Raw genomic sequence first — 16531 nt, 5'->3', positions numbered from 1 at the left:
CATGACCACCATCGCTTCCGAGCCGTATGCCTGGCCCTACAACGGTGATCTCCGCCCCGAGAACACCGCGCTCGTCGTGATCGACATGCAGACCGACTTCTGCGGCAAGGGCGGCTACGTCGATGTGATGGGCTACGACCTCGCGCTGGTGCAGGCACCCATCCAGCCGATTGCGCGCACGCTCGCTGTGCTGCGGCCGCTGGGCTTTCACATCATCCACACGCGCGAAGGCCACCGGCCCGATCTTGCGGACCTGCCGGCCAACAAGCGCTGGCGCTCGCGGCAGATCGGCGCCAACGGCGTGGGCATCGGCGACGACGGGCCGTGCGGCCGCATCCTCGTGCGCGGCGAGCCGGGCTGGGAGCTCATTCCCGAGCTCGCGCCGCTGCCCGGCGAGGTGGTGATCGACAAGCCCGGCAAGGGCTCGTTCTATGCGACCGACCTCGAACTGATCCTGCGCACGCGCGGCATCGAGAACCTGATCCTCGCGGGCATCACCACCGACGTGTGCGTGCACACCACGATGCGCGATGCGAACGACCGCGGCTTCGAATGCCTGCTGCTGTCGGACTGCACGGCCGCCACCGACCACGGCAACCATCTCGCGGCGCTGAAGATGATCACGATGCAGGGCGGCGTGTTCGGTGCGCACACGACCTCGCAGGCATTGCTGGCCGCGTTGGGCTGATTGCACCCATGAGCGCCATGCCCCACGCCATCGGCGCACTGCCCGCGGGCAGCGGCGCGCTCGCGCTCGACACCTACGAGCTGACCAAGCGCTTCGGCGCCTTCACCGCGATGGACAAGGTGACCATGCGCGTCGAGCCCGGCACGGTGCACGCGCTGCTCGGCGAGAACGGCGCGGGCAAGAGCACGCTGGTGAAGTGCGTGGCCGGCTTCCAGCGCGCGGAGGAGGGCAGCATCCTCGTCGACGGGCGCGAGCAGGACATCGCCAACCCCATCGTCGCGCGTGCGCTGGGCATCGGCATGGTCTACCAGCACTTCACGCTGGCACCGGGCATGACGGTGGCCGAGAACCTGTTGCTGGCTGGCGGCAAGACGCCCGCGCTGATCGACTGGAAGACCAAGCGCGCGGAGCTGAAGGACTTTCTCGCGACCACGCCCTTCAGCCTCGACCTCGATGTGCGGCCTTCGGAGCTTGCGGCGGGCGAGAAGCAGAAGCTCGAACTGTTGAAGCAGCTCTACCTGAAGCCGCGCCTCCTGATCCTGGACGAGCCGACCTCGGTGCTCACCCCGCAGGAGGCCGACGAGGTGCTGGGCCATGTGCGCGAATTCGCACGCAGCGGCATGTGCACCGTGCTCATCATCACGCACAAGTTTCGCGAGGTGATGGCCTATGCGGACAGCGTGACGGTGCTGCGCAGGGGCAAGGCGGTGCATCACTGCCGCGTGGCGGACACGAGCCCGGCGCAATTGGCGCAGGCCATGATGGGCGGTGAAGACGCCGCCGTTGTCGCACCGGCTTCATCGCCCGCCGTCAGGAAGCCCGTGGCCGATGCGGCACCTGTCGCGCTGCAGGTCGAAGGCCTCAAGGCGCAGGGCGACCGCGGCACGCTCGCGCTGCACGACCTGAGCCTTTCCGTGCGCGCGGGAGAAATCCTCGGCGTGGCGGGCGTCTCCGGCAACGGACAGCGCGAACTGGTCGAAGCCCTGGTCGGGCAGCGCCCGAGGCTGGCCGGCCGCGTGACCGTGAGGGGCCAGCCCTACAACGCACGCCGCGCCGAGAACCGCAGCCTCAAGGTGCGCAGCCTTCCCGAGGAGCCGCTGCGCAACGCCTGCGTGGGCGACCTCAGCGTGGCCGAGAACATGGCGCTGCGCGATTTCGACAGGCCGCCGCTGTCGCGCGGCGGCGTGCTGAACTTCCCGTTCTGGCGCAGCCGTGCGCGCGAGTGGATCGCCGAGTACGGCGTCAAGACGCAGGGCGAGGGCGCGCCGATCCGCAGCCTTTCGGGCGGCAACGTGCAGCGCGCGGTGCTCGCGCGCGAACTGGCCGGCGACATCAACGTGCTGATCGCGGCGAACCCGGTGTTCGGCCTCGACTTCGCCGCTGTCGCGGAAATTCACGAACGCATCGTGCAGGTGCGCGAGAAGGGCGGTGCGGTGCTGCTGATCAGCGAAGACCTGGACGAGCTCCTCGAACTGGCCGACCGCATCGTCGTGATGAGCGAAGGAAAGATCGTGTTCGAGACCTCGGCTGCGGATGCCGAGCGGCACGTGATCGGCGCGCACATGGGCGGTGGACACCACGAGCCGGAGCCAGCATGCGCATAGAAGCCAACCCCTTCGCCTACGCGTTCGAATTGAAGCACACGGCGCTGGTCCTCATCGACATGCAGCGGGACTTCATCGAGCCGGGCGGCTTCGGCGAAACGCTGGGCAACGACGTGTCGCTACTCGAAGCGATCGTCCCCGCGACGAAGGCCGCCCTGGCGGCGTGGCGCAAGGCCGGCGGCCTGGTGGTCCACACCCGCGAGGCGCACAAGGCGGATCTTTCGGACTGTCCGCCCGCCAAGCGCCACCGCGGCAACCCGAGCCTGCGCATCGGCGACGAAGGCCCGATGGGCCGAATCCTCGTGGCCGGCGAGCCCGGCAACCAGATCATCGATGCACTCGCACCGGTCGAGGGCGAGATCGTCATCGACAAGCCCGGCAAGGGCATGTTCTACGCGACCGGCCTGCACGAGTTGCTGCAGCAGCGCGGCATCACGCACCTGCTGTTCGGCGGCGTCACCACCGAGGTCTGCGTGCAGACCAGCATGCGCGAAGCCAACGACCGCGGCTACGACGGCCTGCTGCTGGAGGACTGCACCGAGAGCTACTTCCCGGCCTTCAAGGCGGCGACGCTCGACATGATCCGCGCGCAGGGTGCCATCGTCGGCTGGACCGCGCCGAGCGCGGCGCTGCTCGCCGCGCTCGACAACGCGGCATGAAGCCGGCGCCAGCGACTACCATCCCCCACGTGTCTACCGTCCGACCCCGCCCAGCTTCCCCCGCGCCCGCGCCCACGCCCGCACCCGATGCGGCCGTTTTTCGTACACGCGCCGACGAGGTCTACGCGCAGCTCAAGCGCGACGTGGCCGAGTTCATCCTCGTGCCCGGCGACCGTTTCACCGAGAACGAGATCAGCGACCGGCTCGGCGTGTCGCGCACGCCCGTGCGGCAAGCGCTCTTCCGATTGCAGCAGGAGGGCTTCGTCGAGGTGCTGTTCCGAAGCGGCTGGCGCGTGCTGCCGTTCGACTTCGACCAGTTCGAGCAGCTCTACGACTTGCGCATGGTGCTGGAGACCACGGCGGTGCACCGCATCTGCGAGGCCGACCACCGGGTCGATCGCAGCCTGCTCGACACGCTGGCGGGCATCTGGCTCGTGCCCGCGGCCGAGCGCAGCACCGACACGGCGCAGGTCGCGCAGTGGGACGAAGCCTTTCACTGCTCGCTCGTGGCCGCTGCGGGCAATGCCGAGATGGCGCGCGTGCACAGCGACGTGACGGACCGCATCCGCATCATCCGCCGGCTCGATTTCACGCAGCAGCCGCGCATCGAGGCGACCTACGAGGAGCACGCGAAGATCCTGAAGGCGATCCGCGCGAACCGGGGGGATCAGGCCGCGATGCTGCTGCGCGCGCACATCGAGACCAGCCAGGCGGAGGTGCGCAAGATCACGCTGCACCAGGTGCATCTGGCGCGGCATGCGGGCAAAACGGCGCCGCGCTGAAGGAACTCAGTCCGCGGTGATGTTCCCGCGCTTGACCACCATTGCCCAACGGTCCGCATCCTTCTTCACCAGCGCCCCGAATTCCGCCGGCGTCGAACTCGCCGGCACCATGCCCTGCGACTCGAACGACTTCGCCACTTCGGGTTGCTTCAGGACCGCAGCGATCTCCTTGTTGAGCCGCGCCACCACGTCGGGCGGCGTGCCCTTGGGCGCGAGCACGCCGTACCACATGTCCACGTTGTCGGCGGTCACGCCCGCTTCGGCGAGCGTCGGCACGTCGGGCAGTTGCGGCAGGCGCTTGCTGCTGCCGGTGGCAATGGCTTTCAGTTTGCCGACCTGGATGTGCTGCAGCGCCACGTGCACCGGCAGGAACATGTAGTCGATGCGACCGCCCAAGAGGTCGGTCACCGCGCCGGCCGTGCCCTTGTACGGCACGTGCATCAGCTCTGTGCCGGTGCCTTGCATCAGCAGCGCCATCGACAAGTGATGCGGCGTGCCGACACCCGGCGTGGCATACGTCAGCTTGCCCGGTTCCGCCTTGGCCGCGCTCACCATCTGCGCGACCGACGTCGCCTTCTGCACGTTCGGGTTGGTCACCAGCAGCAGCGTGCCCCACGAGGTGAGCGACACCGGCGTGAAGTCGGCCACGGGGTCGTAGCTCAGCGACTTGTAGAGGCTGCGGTTCATCACCAGCGTGTTGACCTGCACCATCAGCGTGTAGCCGTCGGGCTTGGCGCGCGCAACTTTCTCGCTGCCGATGTTGCCGCTGGCGCCCGCGAGGTTTTCCACGATCACCGGCTGGCCCAGCAACGCGGGCAGGCGGGCCGAGAGCTGGCGCGCGACGAGGTCGATGCCGGTGCCCGGCGTGTAGGGCACGACGAGCGTGATCGGCTGCTCGGGCCAGGCGTGGGCCGCTGCGGCGCTGGCTGCAACGAGCAGGGCGGTGAGGGGCTTGGTCAGGAATCGCATGGTGTCTTGTCTCCGTCTTGTTCTGTGAAATTGCCGGTGCTCAGAGGTACGAGGCTCGCGCCTTCAACGCGACCGGGTCGTAGCCGGCCACACGCTTGTAGTTGTCCGAGATGGCCTGCAGCTCGGCGTGGCTCACCACATCCTCGATCTGCCCGAAGCGCTTGCCGCCCGAGCGTTCGAACACCTCGCGCAGGATCGCATCGGGCGGGTTGCTGCGGTTGGTCAGCACCACGTTGGTGGTGGCCTTCACGCGCACGCGGTCGTAGTCTTCCAGCGCCGCGGTGCCGACGCCCAGGTCCTTGAGCGCACCGGCGAGGAAGCGCGCGTCGATGATCGCCTGGCCCGCGCCGTTGGAGCCGCGCGGCACCATCGGGTGCGCGGCGTCGCCCAGGAGCGTGAGGCGGCCGTGCGTCCAGCGCGGCAGCGGGTCCTGGTCGACCATCGGGTACTCCAGGATGGTGTCCGAGGCGCGGATGAGCGCGGGCACGTCGAGCCAGTCGAAATGCCAGTCGGCAAATGCCGGGAGAAAGTCTTCGAGCCGGCCGGTGCGGCTCCAGTCGCGCATCGCGGGTTGCGGCGCGTGGATCTCGGCGACCCAGTTCACGAGCTGGTTGCCTTCGGCATCGATGTCGTTGCGGATCGGGTAGATCACCATCTTTCCGACCGCGAGCCAGCCCGCGCGCACCATGCTCGCGCCCGAGAGAAACGGCTTCCATCGGGTGGTGCCGCGCCACATGTTCACGCCCGAATAGCGCGGTGCGCCTTCGTTGGGGTAGAGCTGCTTGCGCAGGGCCGAGTGGATGCCGTCGCAACCGATGGCCACGGCGCCGCGCACGGCGGGTGCATCGGCGAAGTGGACGGTGACGCCGCCCGCGTCCTGCGTCACGCCGGTGCAGCGGTGGTTGCAGACCACGCTGTCCGCGCCCAGGCGCTTGAGCGTCTCTTCGAGCAGCACCGTCTGCAGGTCGCCGCGATGGATCGAGAACTGCGGCCAGTCGTAGCCCGCATGTTCGCCTGCTGCTTCCTGGAAGATCAGCTGGCCGTGCTCGGTGAAGAAGATCGACTCCTTCGTGCGCACGCCCACCGCGTCGAGTTGCGGCAGCAGGCCGAGCTCGGTCAGCTCGCGCACCGCATGCGGCAGCAGGTTCACGCCCACGCCCATGGGCTTGAGCTCGGGCACGGCCTCGTACACGCGGCAGGGAATGCCGGCCTGGTGCAGGCTCAGCGCGAGGGTCAGGCCGCCGATGCCGGCGCCCAGGATGATCACTTGCTTGTCGTTCATGGTTCTCGAAAGGATTGCGTTTGTCTCGCGTCGTATTGGGAACGGAAGTTCGCCATTTGTGAAATTTAGATGTGCTATGGATTTATCATGAATCTTTATGAACCTCTCGACCCGCCAGATGCGCGCCTTCCTGCAGGTGGCGCGGCTGGGCAACTTCACGCGCGCGGCCGAGCAGGCGCACATCACGCAGGCGGGGTTGAGCATCCTGATCCGCGAGATGGAAAAGCAGCTGGGCTGCCGCCTCTTCGACCGCACCACGCGCGTGGTCAGCCTCACGCCGGCCGGGCGCCGGCTGCTGCCGGTGGTGGAGCGGCTGGTCACCGACCTGGACGACGTGGCCGCGCAGCTCGGCGCCGAGGGCGACGAGGCGCGCCAGACCTTGCGCATCGCGGCCACGCCGCTGGTGTCCTCGCACCTGCTGCCGCAGGTGTTCACCACGTTCCGCGAGGCGCATCCGCAGGTGAGCCTGCGCCTCTTCGATGCCGACCTGCGCGACGTCGAAGCGATGGTCGCGGCCGGCGATGCCGACATGGGGCTCGGCTTTTTCTTCAAGGCGGCGGCGGGGCTGGAGCGCACGCCGGTCGGGCGCTTTCACCTGATGCGCGTGATGCCCGTGATGCCCGTGATGCCCTCGACGGACGCTGCCGATGAGCCGCCCGCCATCGGCACCGCGCCGTGGTCCACATTGCGCACCGCCGAACTCATCGGCCTGCCCGCGGGCAACCCCATCCAGAGGGTGATCGACCAGCACCTGGCCACCATCGGCCGCGCCGATGCGCAGCGGCCCACCTTCAATTTCTTCGGCACGTTGATCTCGATGGTCGAGGCCGGCTTCGGCACGGCCGTGATGCCGACCTTCGCGCTCGCGGCCTGCCGCCGCCACCGCGTGCGCACCGACGTGCTGGTCAAGCCGAAGATCGGGCTCGACTTCTATCGCATCGCCAAGCGCGGCGCGCACGAGACCGAAGCCATGCAGGCCTTCGTCGCCACGCTGGTGAAGGCGCTGCCCGCACTCTCGCGCTAGCGGGCATCCGCACCCGAGGGTTCGGTGAGCCGCTTGCGCAGGAACTCCGCGAAGGCGTAGGCGATCACCGGCAGCTGCCGCCCGCGCAGGCTGGCCAGCACCAGTTCGCCGCGCGGAAAGCCGCGGTCCTCGATGTCCCTGGCCACGATGTTGGGGTCTTCGGTCTGGGTGCCGATGGCCATCTGGAACGAGATCGACTGGCCGTCGTACAGGCAGCCGCGCAGGAACTCGAAGCTGTTGCTCTCCACCATGGCCCGGATCGAGGTGGAACTGCGCGCGAGAAAACGCTCGAGCAGCTGGCGCCCGCCCGTGTCGCGGTTCGGAAGCACCACCGGGTGGTCGGCGCAGTCGCGCAGGCGCAGGGTCTTCGCCTTCGCAAGCGGATGGCGCTTGTGCATGATGGCCATGAGCTTCTGCTCGACCGCGCACACGCGCTCGATGTCGGCCTCCGGCGCGAGGTTGAACACCAGCGCCAAGTCGGTTTCGAAACTGCGCAGCGCGCCGGCGGCTTGCACGTGGTCGCCGATGCGCGCATCGAAACCCACCAGCGGATGCGTCTTGCCGAAGTCGTTGATGGCCGCCGGCAGGAATCGCGGCGCGAGCGCCTGGCTCGCCACCAGCCGCACCGATCCGCGGCGCAGACCCTGCAGCTCCTCGATTTCGGAGCGCACCCGCTCCAGCTCCGACGAGCGCCCCCGGATGTAGCGCACGAACAGTTCGCCCGCCGCGGTGAGCCGCATGCCGCGCGGCAATCGCTCGAAGAGCGGCGTGCCCAGTTCTTCCTCCAGGTCCTGGATGCGGCGGTTGACGGCGGAGGGCGCGACATGCAGCCGCTCGGCGGCCTGGCGGATCGATCCGGCCCGGGCGACCTCGTCTGCGTAGCGCAGGAAGCGAAGGTGGTTCATGCCCGCATCGATTGCACGAAGCGCGCCAGCGCCGCCGCCCAGACCGTTGCCGCAACGGCAACGCACAGTACGTGAATCGGTACGGATCAGGAGCACCTTCTGGCACGTCGGCTGCGTGCCCGTCTCGCATGACACGCCGATCCGCGCCTTCGCGCACCAATGCAGAGCAGCCGCCCGCCCGCTTCGGCCCGGCGCCCCATAACGCGTGGACGCTGGCCGGCGGCCGGGTCAGCCTGGTGCGCGCACCCCGGCGGCCACGGCCGGTGCAGATGCCGGCCGAGCCGCAGCCGATCGCGTTCGACCTCGCGCGCAGCGCGCTCGTCGTGGTCGACATGCAGAACGACTTCTGCCACCCCGAGGGCTGGTTCGCGCAGAAGGGCATCGCCATCCGTGCGGCGCGCAAGCCGATCGCGGCCATCGCGCGCCTGCTGCCCGCATGGCGCGCGGCAGGCGGCGCCGTGGTGTGGCTCAACTGGGGCATTCGCGCGGACCGGCTGAACCTGTCGCCCACGGTGCAGTTCAAGGGCAAGCGCAGCGCCGAGGGCGTCGGCTATGCCGAGCATTCGCCCATCGACCACGGCCCTTCGCTCGTGCAGGGCGAGTGGGGCGCGCAGGTGATCGACGAGCTGGCCGTCGCGCCCGGCGACATCGCGGTCCACAAGCACCGCCTGAGCGGCTTCTGGGACAACGAGCTGGACAGCATCCTGCGCCAGCAGGGCATCACCACGCTGATGTTCGCGGGCATCAACACCGACCGCTGCGTGTTCTCGACGCTGCAGGACGCGAACTTCCTCGGCTACGACTGCGTGCTGCTGAAGGACGCGTGCGGCACCTCGTCGCCGGCCTTCGTCACGCGCGGCATCCATTTCATCGTGCAGCAACTGCACGGCTTCGTCGCGACCGCCGAGTCGCTGCTGGTTTCTTTGTCTTCGCTTTCCAGAAAACGCTAGGAGTCTTTCGCCATGCCACTGTCTCTCTTTGGAACCGGGCGCCTCGTGCGCTCCCTCGCCGCGCTGGTTGCCGCCGGCGGACTGGCCCTGGCGGCCGTGCCCGCCGCCGCACAGGTGCCCATCAAGCTGGTGCTGAACTGGAAGTACGAAGGCCCGCAGGCCTGGTTCTTCGTGGCGCAGGACAAGGGCTACTTCAAGGCCGAGGGCCTGGATGTCGAGATCGACCAGGGCGAGGGCTCCGCGGCCTCGATCCCGAAGGTCGCGGCCGGCGCCTACCAGGCGGGCTTCGGCGATCTCAATGCGCTGATCGACCTGGCCTCCAAGCGTCCGGCCGATGCGCCGGTGGCGGTCTACATGCTCTACAACACGCCGCCCTTCACGCTCGTGGTGAAGCAGGACAGCCCGATCAGGTCGCCCAAGGACCTGGAAGGCAAGACCATCGGCGGCCCCGCCAACGACGGTGCGCTGAAGCTGTTCCCGGCCTTCGCCAAGCTCGCCAAGGTCGATGCATCCAAGGTGACCATCACCCACATGGCGCCCAACCTGCGCGAGCAGATGCTCACGCGCGGGCAGATCGACGCCGCCTTCGGCTACGTGACCACCGTGAGCTTCAGCGCCAAGGCGATGGGCCTGGATCCCGCGAAGGACCTGCGCTTCATCCGCTACGGCGACAACGGCATGGACCTGTATTCCAACGCCGTGTTCTTCTCGCGCACCTTCGCCAAGGAGAACCCCAAGGCGGTGCAGGGCTTCGTGAAGGCGCTGAACCGCGCGGTGAAGGAGGTCATCGCCGACCCGGACATGGGCATCGACCACGTCATGAAGCGCGAGCCGCTGCTCAAGCGCGAGGTCGAGAAAGAAAAGCTGCTCGCCACGCTGCGCAACGACATGAGCCACCCCGAGGTCGCCCGCATCGGCCTGGGCGACGTGGACGACGCGCGCCTGAAGAAGGGCATCGACATCGTGGTCGATGCCAACCAGCTGCCGCGCACGCCGGCATCGGCCGAGGTGTTCGACCGCAGCTTCCTGCCCGCGCGCGCCGAGCGCCCTTCCAAGACATCGAACTGAAAGCGAGAAACGACATGGACCTGCAACTCAAAGACAAGGTGGCGCTCATCACCGGCCCGGCCAAGGGCATGGGACGCGCCGTGACGCTGGCCTTCGCGCGCGAAGGCGCCAGGCTGGTGCTGGCCGGGCGCGACACCGCCGCCATCGAGCCCGTGGCCGCCGAGGCCCGCGCGCTCGGCGTCGAGGCGATCGTCGTGCCCTGCGACCTCACCGTGGGCGCGCAGACCGACGCACTGGCGGCGCATGCACTGGAAGCCTTCGGCCGCGTCGACGTGCTGGTCAACATCGCCGGCGGTTCGGGGCCCATCGGCAAGACCGGCTGGGAAACCACGAGCGAGGAATTCAACGAGATCGTGCAGCTCAACATGACCGGCTGCTTCAACACCATGCGCGCCGTGCTGCCCGGGATGATCGAACGCAGGAGCGGCAAGGTGGTGAACGTGGGCGGCACCTTCGGCATGCGCGGGCGCGCCGGCCGCATGGCGTACTCGGCCTCCAAATGGGGCTTGCGCGGCATCACCAAGAGCTTTGCGCTGGAGGCCGGGCCGCACGGCATCAACGTGAACTGCGTGGCGCCCGGCATGGTCGACGGCCCGCGCTTTCGCGAGAAGGTGTGCGCCAACATGGCCGAGAAGCTCGGCATCTCGCTGGAAGAAGCGATGACGCGGCACGCGGCCGACTATGCGCTGCGCCGCGTCTCCACCGATGCGGACGTGGCCAACGCCTGCCTCTTCATGGCGAGCGACGTGTCGCGCCAGATCACCGGCGTCGACCTGCCCGTCGATGGCGGCTGGGCGATGCTCTGAGGAGGCCGCGATGAAAGAAGTCGACCTCGTCATTCGCGGCGCCCGCGTGGTCTCCGCGGACCAGATCATCGAAGCCAGCGTGGCCATTGCCGGCGAACGCATCGTGGCTGTCGGCCATGACGACACCATGCCGCCCGCACGCGAGGAAATGCGCGCGGACGGCCTGTTCCTGCTGCCCGGCGCCATCGACAGCCACGTGCACTTTCGCGACCCCGGCTACCCGAACAAGGAAACCTGGAAGACCGGTTCCGCCGCCGCCGCACTGGGCGGCGTGACCACGGTGTTCGAGATGCCCAACACCAACCCGCCGACCGGCACCGTCGAGGCGCTGCGCATCAAGCAGAAGGCGGCCGAGTCGTCGTATTGCGACTTCGGCATCCACGGCCTGTTGGGCGACGACACGGTCGACCGGCTCGAAGAGTTGCTCGACGCGGGCGTCACCAGCTTCAAGGCCTTCGTCGGCAACACCTTCGGCAACCTGCCCGCGCCCACCGACGGCGCGCTGCTCGAAGGCTTCGAGAAGCTCGCGCCGCTGGGAATCCGCACGGTGGTGCATGCGGAGAACTCGTCGATCCTGCAGCGCCGCCAGCAGAAGATGAAGGCCGCCGGCCGCATCGATGCGATGGCGCACCTGGCCGCGAGGCCGGCCGTGGCCGAGATCGAGGCGATCGGCCGCGTGCTCACGCTGGCCGAGTGGACCGGCGCGCGCGTGCACATCGCGCACCACAGCGCGGCCGATTCGCTCTTCCTGCTGCGCGAGGCCAAGCGCCGCGGCGTGGATGTGACGGCCGAGACCTGCCCGCAGTACCTGCTGCTCAACACCAGCCACATGTTGAAGCTCGGCGGCGTGATGCGGCTCAACCCGCCGATCCGCGAGGCGCGCCACAACCAGCCGCTGTGGGACGCGCTGATGGACGGCACCCTCGACATGATCGCGACCGACCACGCGCCGCACGCACCGGAAGAGAAAACCCGCGAGAGCATCTGGGACTGCGACTGCGGCTTCCCGGGCGTCGAGACGCAGATGCCGCTGATGCTGACCGAGGTGAACCGCGCGCGCGCCACGTTGATGGACTACGTGCGCTGGAGCGCGGTGAACCCGGCCAAGGCCTGGGGCCTGTACGGCACCAAGGGCGTGATTGCACCGGGCGCGCATGCGGACATCGCCATCGTCGACATGCAGCGCGCGGGCACGCTGTCGCAGAACAAGCTGCAGAGCATCAGCAAGATCTCGCCGTGGAACGGCCGCGCGGTGCAGGGCTATCCGCTGCACACGCTGCTGCGCGGGCGCTTCGTGATGCGCGAGGGCAAGCTGGTGACCGATGCGGTCGGCTGGGGTCGTTCGGTGAAGGGCGTGCAGAAGATGCCGGCGCCCGCGCCGCGCAACACCGAGCACTACAGCAGCGCGATTTTGCAGACGCCTGCCGGCGTGCCTGCAACAGCCGTGCCCTCGGGGCCGGTTGACTGGAATGCCGCATGAGCGCGGCACAGGTCCAGCGGGTATGGGTCTGGCGCATTCCTTGCACCGGGCCGGGAGACCTGAGCGGCGTGAAGGCGCTGATCGATGCGGGCGAAATCATTGCGGCCGACATCGTGGCGGTGATGGGCAAGACCGAAGGCAACGGCTGCGTCAACGACTTCACGCGCGAGTACGCGTCCACGGCGTGGTGCCACCTGCTCGCCCCTGCACTCGGCTGCACGCCCGAAGCGGTGCACGGGCGCGTGGCGCTGGTGATGTCGGGCGGCACCGAGGGCGTGCTGTCGCCGCACTTCACGGTGTTCGCGCGGCGTTGGGTGTCCGATGCGCCCGCGGGCCTGGGCAAGCGCCTCGTGGTCGGCATCGCGCAGACGCGCGACTTCCTGCCGGAAGAAATGGGCCGCGCCGCGCAGATCGACGCCACCGCGCACGCCGTCGCCGAGGCCATGCGCGATGCGGGCATCCAGAGTGCGGACGACGTGCACTTCGTGCAGGTCAAGTGCCCGCTGCTCACTTCGGCCAAGGTGTCGGCAGCACTGGCGCGCGGCGCCGCGCCGGCCACCCACGACAGCTACGAATCGATGGGTTATTCGCGCGGCGCGTCGGCACTTGGCGTGGCGGTTGCACTGGGCGAAGTCGCACGTGAAGAGATCAGCGATGCGAGCGTGATGAGCGACTGGCGGCTGTTCTCCGCGCGCGCCTCGGCCTCGGCCGGCATCGAGCTGGAAGGCAACGTCGTCATCGTGCTGGGCGAGGCGGAAGGCAGCGCCTCGGTGTTTCGCATCGCCCACACGGTGATGCGCGACGCGATCGACGCGGCCAGCGTGCGCGCGTTGTTGCGCGATGCCTTCGGGCTCGACGCGGAACGCGATGCGCAAGCCCTGTCTGCGCGGCTGGTGAACCTGCTCGCGAAAGCGGAGGCCAGCCCCGATGGCCGCGTGCGCGACGCCCGCCACACCATGCTCAACGACTCCGACATCCACTCGACGCGCCATGCGCGCGCCGTGGTGGGCGGCGTGCTGGCCTCGGTGGCCGGCCACACGGCGCTGTACGTGTCGGGCGGCGCCGAGCACCAGGGCCCCGCGGGCGGCGGCCCGGTGGCCGCGATCCTGCGGATGGACGACGACGCGGCTTTTTCTTCTTCCTCTTGAAGGACCTCATGGGCAACCCATTCATCCAACTGTCCGACGTGATGCTGCGCTATGGCGGCGGCACCATCGCGCTGGACCATACGACGCTGGACATCGAGAAGGGCGACTTCGTCGCGCTCGTGGGGCCGAGCGGCTGCGGCAAGTCGACCATCCTGAAGCTGGTGGCCGGCCTGCTGCGGCCGAGCGCGGGCGCGGTGATCGCCGGCGGACGCGAGATGGGCGCGGCCGGCACGCTGGGCCCGGCGGGCACGCATGCGTCGCCGGCGCCGCGCCTTCGCATCGGCCTCGCCTTCCAGAACCCGACCATGCTGCCGTGGCTCACGATCCGCGAGAACGTGATGATCCCGCTCAAGATCGTCGAACCCTTCCGGCAGCACTACCGCAGCAAGAAGCGCGGCGAATACGCCGAGCGCGCCGATGCGCTGCTCGCGCAGGTGGGCCTGAAGGGCTTCGGCGACAAGCGGCCGTGGCAGCTTTCGGGCGGCATGCTGCAGCGCGCCTCGCTGTGCCGCGCGCTGGTGCACGAGCCCGAGCTGCTGCTGCTCGACGAGCCCTTCGGCGCGCTGGACCAGTTCACGCGCGAAGAGCTGTGGGACATCATGCAGACGCTGTGGATCGCCAAGCGGCCGACCGTGCTGCTGGTGACGCACGACCTGCGCGAATCTGCCTACCTGGCCAACCGCATCTGCGTGATGAGCGCGCGGCCGGGGCGCATTCTCGAGACGCGCGAGGTGGGCTTCGCGCGGCCGCGCACGCTGGAGAGCAGTTATGCGCCGGAGTTCGCAAGCCTGGTGCAGCAGTTGCGCATGCGCATTGCCGACGCGCGCCGCGAGAGCGATGCCGTGCCGGCCGCTGCGCTCGAAGCGGTGGCCGCATGATCGCGCCGCGCACACGGCAGCGCCTGCTTTCCGCGGGCGCGCTCATCGGCTTCTTCGTGCTGTGGGAGGTGGCGTGCCTGGCCTTCGGCGTGTCCGACCTGATCCTGCCGCGCCCGAGCCAGATCGCGCTGGTGCTGATCCAGAAGATGCCGCTCCTGTGGCCGCACACCGTGCAGACGCTCTACACCACGCTCGCCGGCTTCGTGCTGGGCGTGGGGGCGGGCATCGTCATCGGCGTGGTGATCGGCTCGTCGAAGCTGGCCTACGACGTGACCTATCCGCTGCTGGTGGGTTTCTCCAGCATCCCGAAGGTGGCGGTGGTGCCGCTCTTCGTGGTGTGGTTCGGCGCGGGCACGGTGCCGGCCATCCTGACCTCGATGGTGATCAGCATTTTTCCGGTGGTGGTCAACGTGGCCACCGGCCTTGCGAGCACCGAGCCCGAGCTGGAAGACGTGCTGCGCGTGCTGGGCGCGAGAAAGCGCGACATCCTGTGGAACGTGGGCCTGCCGCGCGCGCTGCCTTATCTGTTCGCCTCGCTCAAGATCGCGATCACGCTGGCCTTCGTGGGCACCGTGCTGAGCGAGACGGTCGCGGCCAACAAGGGCATCGGCACGGTGATGATGATCGCCAGCGGCAACTTCGACGTGCCGATGGTGTTCGCGGGGCTCTTCCTGCTCGCGGCGATGGGCGTGGCGCTGTATGCCATCTCTTCGCTGGTCGAGCGGCGCACGACGGGCTGGGCCCAGCGCAAGACCGACATGGCGATGGCATGAACGGCGTGAACGTCATGAACGATCTCATCCGGATCACCGCCGGCGGCCTGCGCTTCGTGGCACAGACGCACCCCGACGCGCCGCTCACCGTGGCGGCCTTTCGCGAGCTGCTGCCTTACCGGCAGAAGCTCATCCACGTGCGCTGGAGCGGCGAGGGCTGCTGGGTGCCGATGGGCGATTTCCAGCTGGGCGTGGGCTTCGAGAACCACACCAGCCATCCGTCGGTGGGCGACATCCTGTTCTACCCCGGCGGCTACAGCGAGACCGAGATCATCCTGGCCTACGGCGCCTGCAGCTTCGCCAGCAAGATGGGCACGCTCGCGGGCAATCACTTCCTCACCGTCGTCGAAGGGCGGGAGCAGTTGCGCGCGCTCGGCACCCAGGTGCTGTGGGAAGGCGCGCAGGACGTTCTCTTCGAAGCCATCTGATTCATTCCAAGGAACCTTGCATGTCTTCTTCCTCCTCTCCTGTCACGCGCCGCACGGCGGTCGTGGCCTTGTCCGCCGCACTGGGCGCGTCGCTCGCGGCACTCCCGGTGCGCGAAGCGCAGGCCCAGTCGCTCACGCCCGTCCGGTTCGTCCTCGACTGGAAGCTGCAGGGCATCCACGCCTGGTACTACCTGGCCGAAGACCGGGGCTACTTCGCGGCCGAGAAGCTCGCGGTGACCATCGACCAGGGCGACGGCTCCGGGGCGGCCGTGACCAAGGTGATGGCCGGCGCCTACGACGCAGGCTTCGGCGACGTCAACGCGATCGTGCAGAACGCGGCCGCCAAGCCCGGCGCCGCACCCGTGATGGTCTACATGATCTACAACCGCGCGCCCTTCGCACTCATCGTGAAATCAAGCAGCCCCATCAAGACGCTCAAGGACCTGGAGGGCCGCACGCTGGGCTCGCCGGCCGGCGGCGCCGCATTGCGCATGTTCCCGCTGATGGCGGCCAAAAACGGCGTGGACGCCAGCAAGGTCAAGTGGACCCACATGGCGCCCAACCTGCAGGAGCAGATGATGGTCAAGGACCATGTCGAAGGCTCGGCCGTGTTCTCGGTGACGAGCTACATGAACCTGGTGGCGCAGGGCGTGGACCCGGACAAGGACATCCGCTGGTTCCACTACGGCGACCATGGCGTCGACCTGTACGGCAACGGCGTGCTGGTGTCCCGCCAGTTCCTGAAGGACAGGCCCCAGGCCGTGGCCGGACTCGTGCGCGCCGTCAACAAGGCATTGCGCGACACGGTGGCCGACCCCGACGCGGCCATCGCCGCGCTGATGAAGCGCGAGCCGCTGCTCAACCAGGCGCTGGAGAAACGGCGCCTGCTGTACACGCTGCGCACCGTGATGCTGACGCCCGAGGTCGCGGCCCATGGCATGGGCGATGTGAGCGATGCACGCATGACGCGCGCCATTGCGCAGGTCAAGGAGGCATTCGAATTGGCGAGTGCGCCTGCGGCTGGCGAGGTGTTCGACCGGCGCTTTCTGCCGCCGCCGGCGGAGCGCAGAATCGCCGCGCCATAGGT

17 protein-coding genes are annotated in these 16531 nt (G+C 68.7%); 14 read left to right on the top strand and 3 right to left on the bottom strand.

Annotated features, from left to right (window positions below):
• The first annotated feature begins 1 nt into the window (after nt 1).
• From BM133_RS27100 to BM133_RS27085, 4 genes are read left to right on the top strand one after another with little or no spacing between them, the layout of a single operon-like run.
• Nucleotides 2-688: a biuret amidohydrolase gene (locus BM133_RS27100; RefSeq protein ID WP_371286360.1), complete on the top strand. Its 687-nt coding sequence runs from the start codon at nt 2-4 to the stop codon at nt 686-688.
• A gap of 8 nt (nt 689-696) precedes the next feature.
• The gene (locus tag BM133_RS27095) at nt 697-2292 is read left to right on the top strand and encodes an ABC transporter ATP-binding protein (protein WP_093440869.1); all 1596 of its coding nucleotides are present in this window, start codon (nt 697-699) and stop codon (nt 2290-2292) included.
• Nucleotides 2283-2951, top strand: coding sequence for a cysteine hydrolase family protein (locus BM133_RS27090; RefSeq protein ID WP_093440867.1), 669 nt, complete (start codon nt 2283-2285; stop codon nt 2949-2951). Before BM133_RS27095 ends, BM133_RS27090 begins: the two co-directional genes overlap by 10 nt.
• On the top strand, nt 2948-3733 hold the full coding sequence (locus BM133_RS27085; protein WP_093440864.1) for a GntR family transcriptional regulator: 786 nt from the start codon (nt 2948-2950) through the stop codon (nt 3731-3733). Before BM133_RS27090 ends, BM133_RS27085 begins: the two co-directional genes overlap by 4 nt.
• 6 nt (nt 3734-3739) lie before the next feature.
• Here the strand turns inward: BM133_RS27085 and BM133_RS27080 are convergent, their stop codons facing one another.
• The gene (locus BM133_RS27080) at nt 3740-4702 is read right to left on the bottom strand and encodes a tripartite tricarboxylate transporter substrate binding protein (protein WP_093440862.1); all 963 of its coding nucleotides are present in this window, start codon (nt 4700-4702) and stop codon (nt 3740-3742) included.
• 40 nt (nt 4703-4742) lie between these two features.
• A complete protein-coding gene (locus BM133_RS27075) occupies nt 4743-5984 on the bottom strand; it encodes a flavin-dependent oxidoreductase (protein WP_093440859.1) in 1242 nt (413 codons plus the stop codon).
• A gap of 97 nt (nt 5985-6081) precedes the next feature.
• On the opposite strand from BM133_RS27075, the gene BM133_RS27070 reads away from it, so the two are divergent.
• Nucleotides 6082-7008 carry a LysR family transcriptional regulator gene (locus tag BM133_RS27070; RefSeq protein ID WP_093440857.1) on the top strand — a complete coding sequence of 309 codons (927 nt, stop codon included), beginning with the start codon at nt 6082-6084 and terminating at the stop codon, nt 7006-7008.
• Here the strand turns inward: BM133_RS27070 and BM133_RS27065 are convergent.
• Nucleotides 7005-7913 carry a LysR family transcriptional regulator gene (locus tag BM133_RS27065; protein ID WP_093440854.1) on the bottom strand — a complete coding sequence of 303 codons (909 nt, stop codon included), beginning with the start codon at nt 7911-7913 and terminating at the stop codon, nt 7005-7007. The two genes, BM133_RS27070 and BM133_RS27065, sit on opposite strands and share 4 nt — an antisense overlap.
• Nucleotides 7914-8041: 128 nt before the next feature.
• Between BM133_RS27065 and BM133_RS27060 the strand changes: the two genes are divergently transcribed.
• The 9 genes from BM133_RS27060 to BM133_RS27020 are packed head-to-tail and all read left to right on the top strand — an operon-like array spanning nt 8042 to nt 16529.
• Nucleotides 8042-8863 carry a cysteine hydrolase family protein gene (locus BM133_RS27060; RefSeq protein WP_093440852.1) on the top strand — a complete coding sequence of 274 codons (822 nt, stop codon included), beginning with the start codon at nt 8042-8044 and terminating at the stop codon, nt 8861-8863.
• 12 nt (nt 8864-8875) lie between these two features.
• On the top strand, nt 8876-9931 hold the full coding sequence (locus BM133_RS27055; RefSeq protein ID WP_093440849.1) for an ABC transporter substrate-binding protein: 1056 nt from the start codon (nt 8876-8878) through the stop codon (nt 9929-9931).
• 14 nt (nt 9932-9945) lie between these two features.
• Nucleotides 9946-10737: an SDR family NAD(P)-dependent oxidoreductase gene (locus BM133_RS27050; protein WP_093440847.1), complete on the top strand. Its 792-nt coding sequence runs from the start codon at nt 9946-9948 to the stop codon at nt 10735-10737.
• A 10-nt stretch (nt 10738-10747) separates the two neighbouring features.
• A complete protein-coding gene (gene allB / locus BM133_RS27045; protein ID WP_093440844.1) occupies nt 10748-12217 on the top strand; it encodes an allantoinase AllB in 1470 nt (489 codons plus the stop codon).
• Entirely contained in the window at nt 12214-13365 is a 1152-nt protein-coding gene (locus BM133_RS27040; protein WP_093440841.1) for a cyanuric acid amidohydrolase, read from the top strand. Before allB ends, BM133_RS27040 begins: the two co-directional genes overlap by 4 nt.
• Nucleotides 13366-13373: 8 nt before the next feature.
• Complete coding sequence (locus tag BM133_RS27035; protein ID WP_093441257.1) at nt 13374-14243, top strand: ABC transporter ATP-binding protein; 870 nt, start codon at nt 13374-13376, stop codon at nt 14241-14243.
• Nucleotides 14240-15016 (top strand): ABC transporter permease, encoded by a 777-nt coding sequence (locus BM133_RS27030; RefSeq protein ID WP_093440839.1) that lies wholly within the window; start codon nt 14240-14242, stop codon nt 15014-15016. Before BM133_RS27035 ends, BM133_RS27030 begins: the two co-directional genes overlap by 4 nt.
• Nucleotides 15017-15030: 14 nt before the next feature.
• Nucleotides 15031-15444, top strand: coding sequence for a DUF3830 family protein (locus tag BM133_RS27025; RefSeq protein WP_093441254.1), 414 nt, complete (start codon nt 15031-15033; stop codon nt 15442-15444).
• Nucleotides 15445-15464: 20 nt separating this feature from the next.
• On the top strand, nt 15465-16529 hold the full coding sequence (locus BM133_RS27020; RefSeq protein WP_093440836.1) for an ABC transporter substrate-binding protein: 1065 nt from the start codon (nt 15465-15467) through the stop codon (nt 16527-16529).
• Nucleotides 16530-16531 lie beyond the last annotated feature (2 nt).

This window comes from Variovorax sp. 770b2 (genome assembly GCF_900115685.1).
Classification (GTDB): Bacteria; Pseudomonadota; Gammaproteobacteria; order Burkholderiales; family Burkholderiaceae_C; genus Variovorax.
This window is presented reverse-complemented; position numbering and strand designations above follow the sequence as displayed.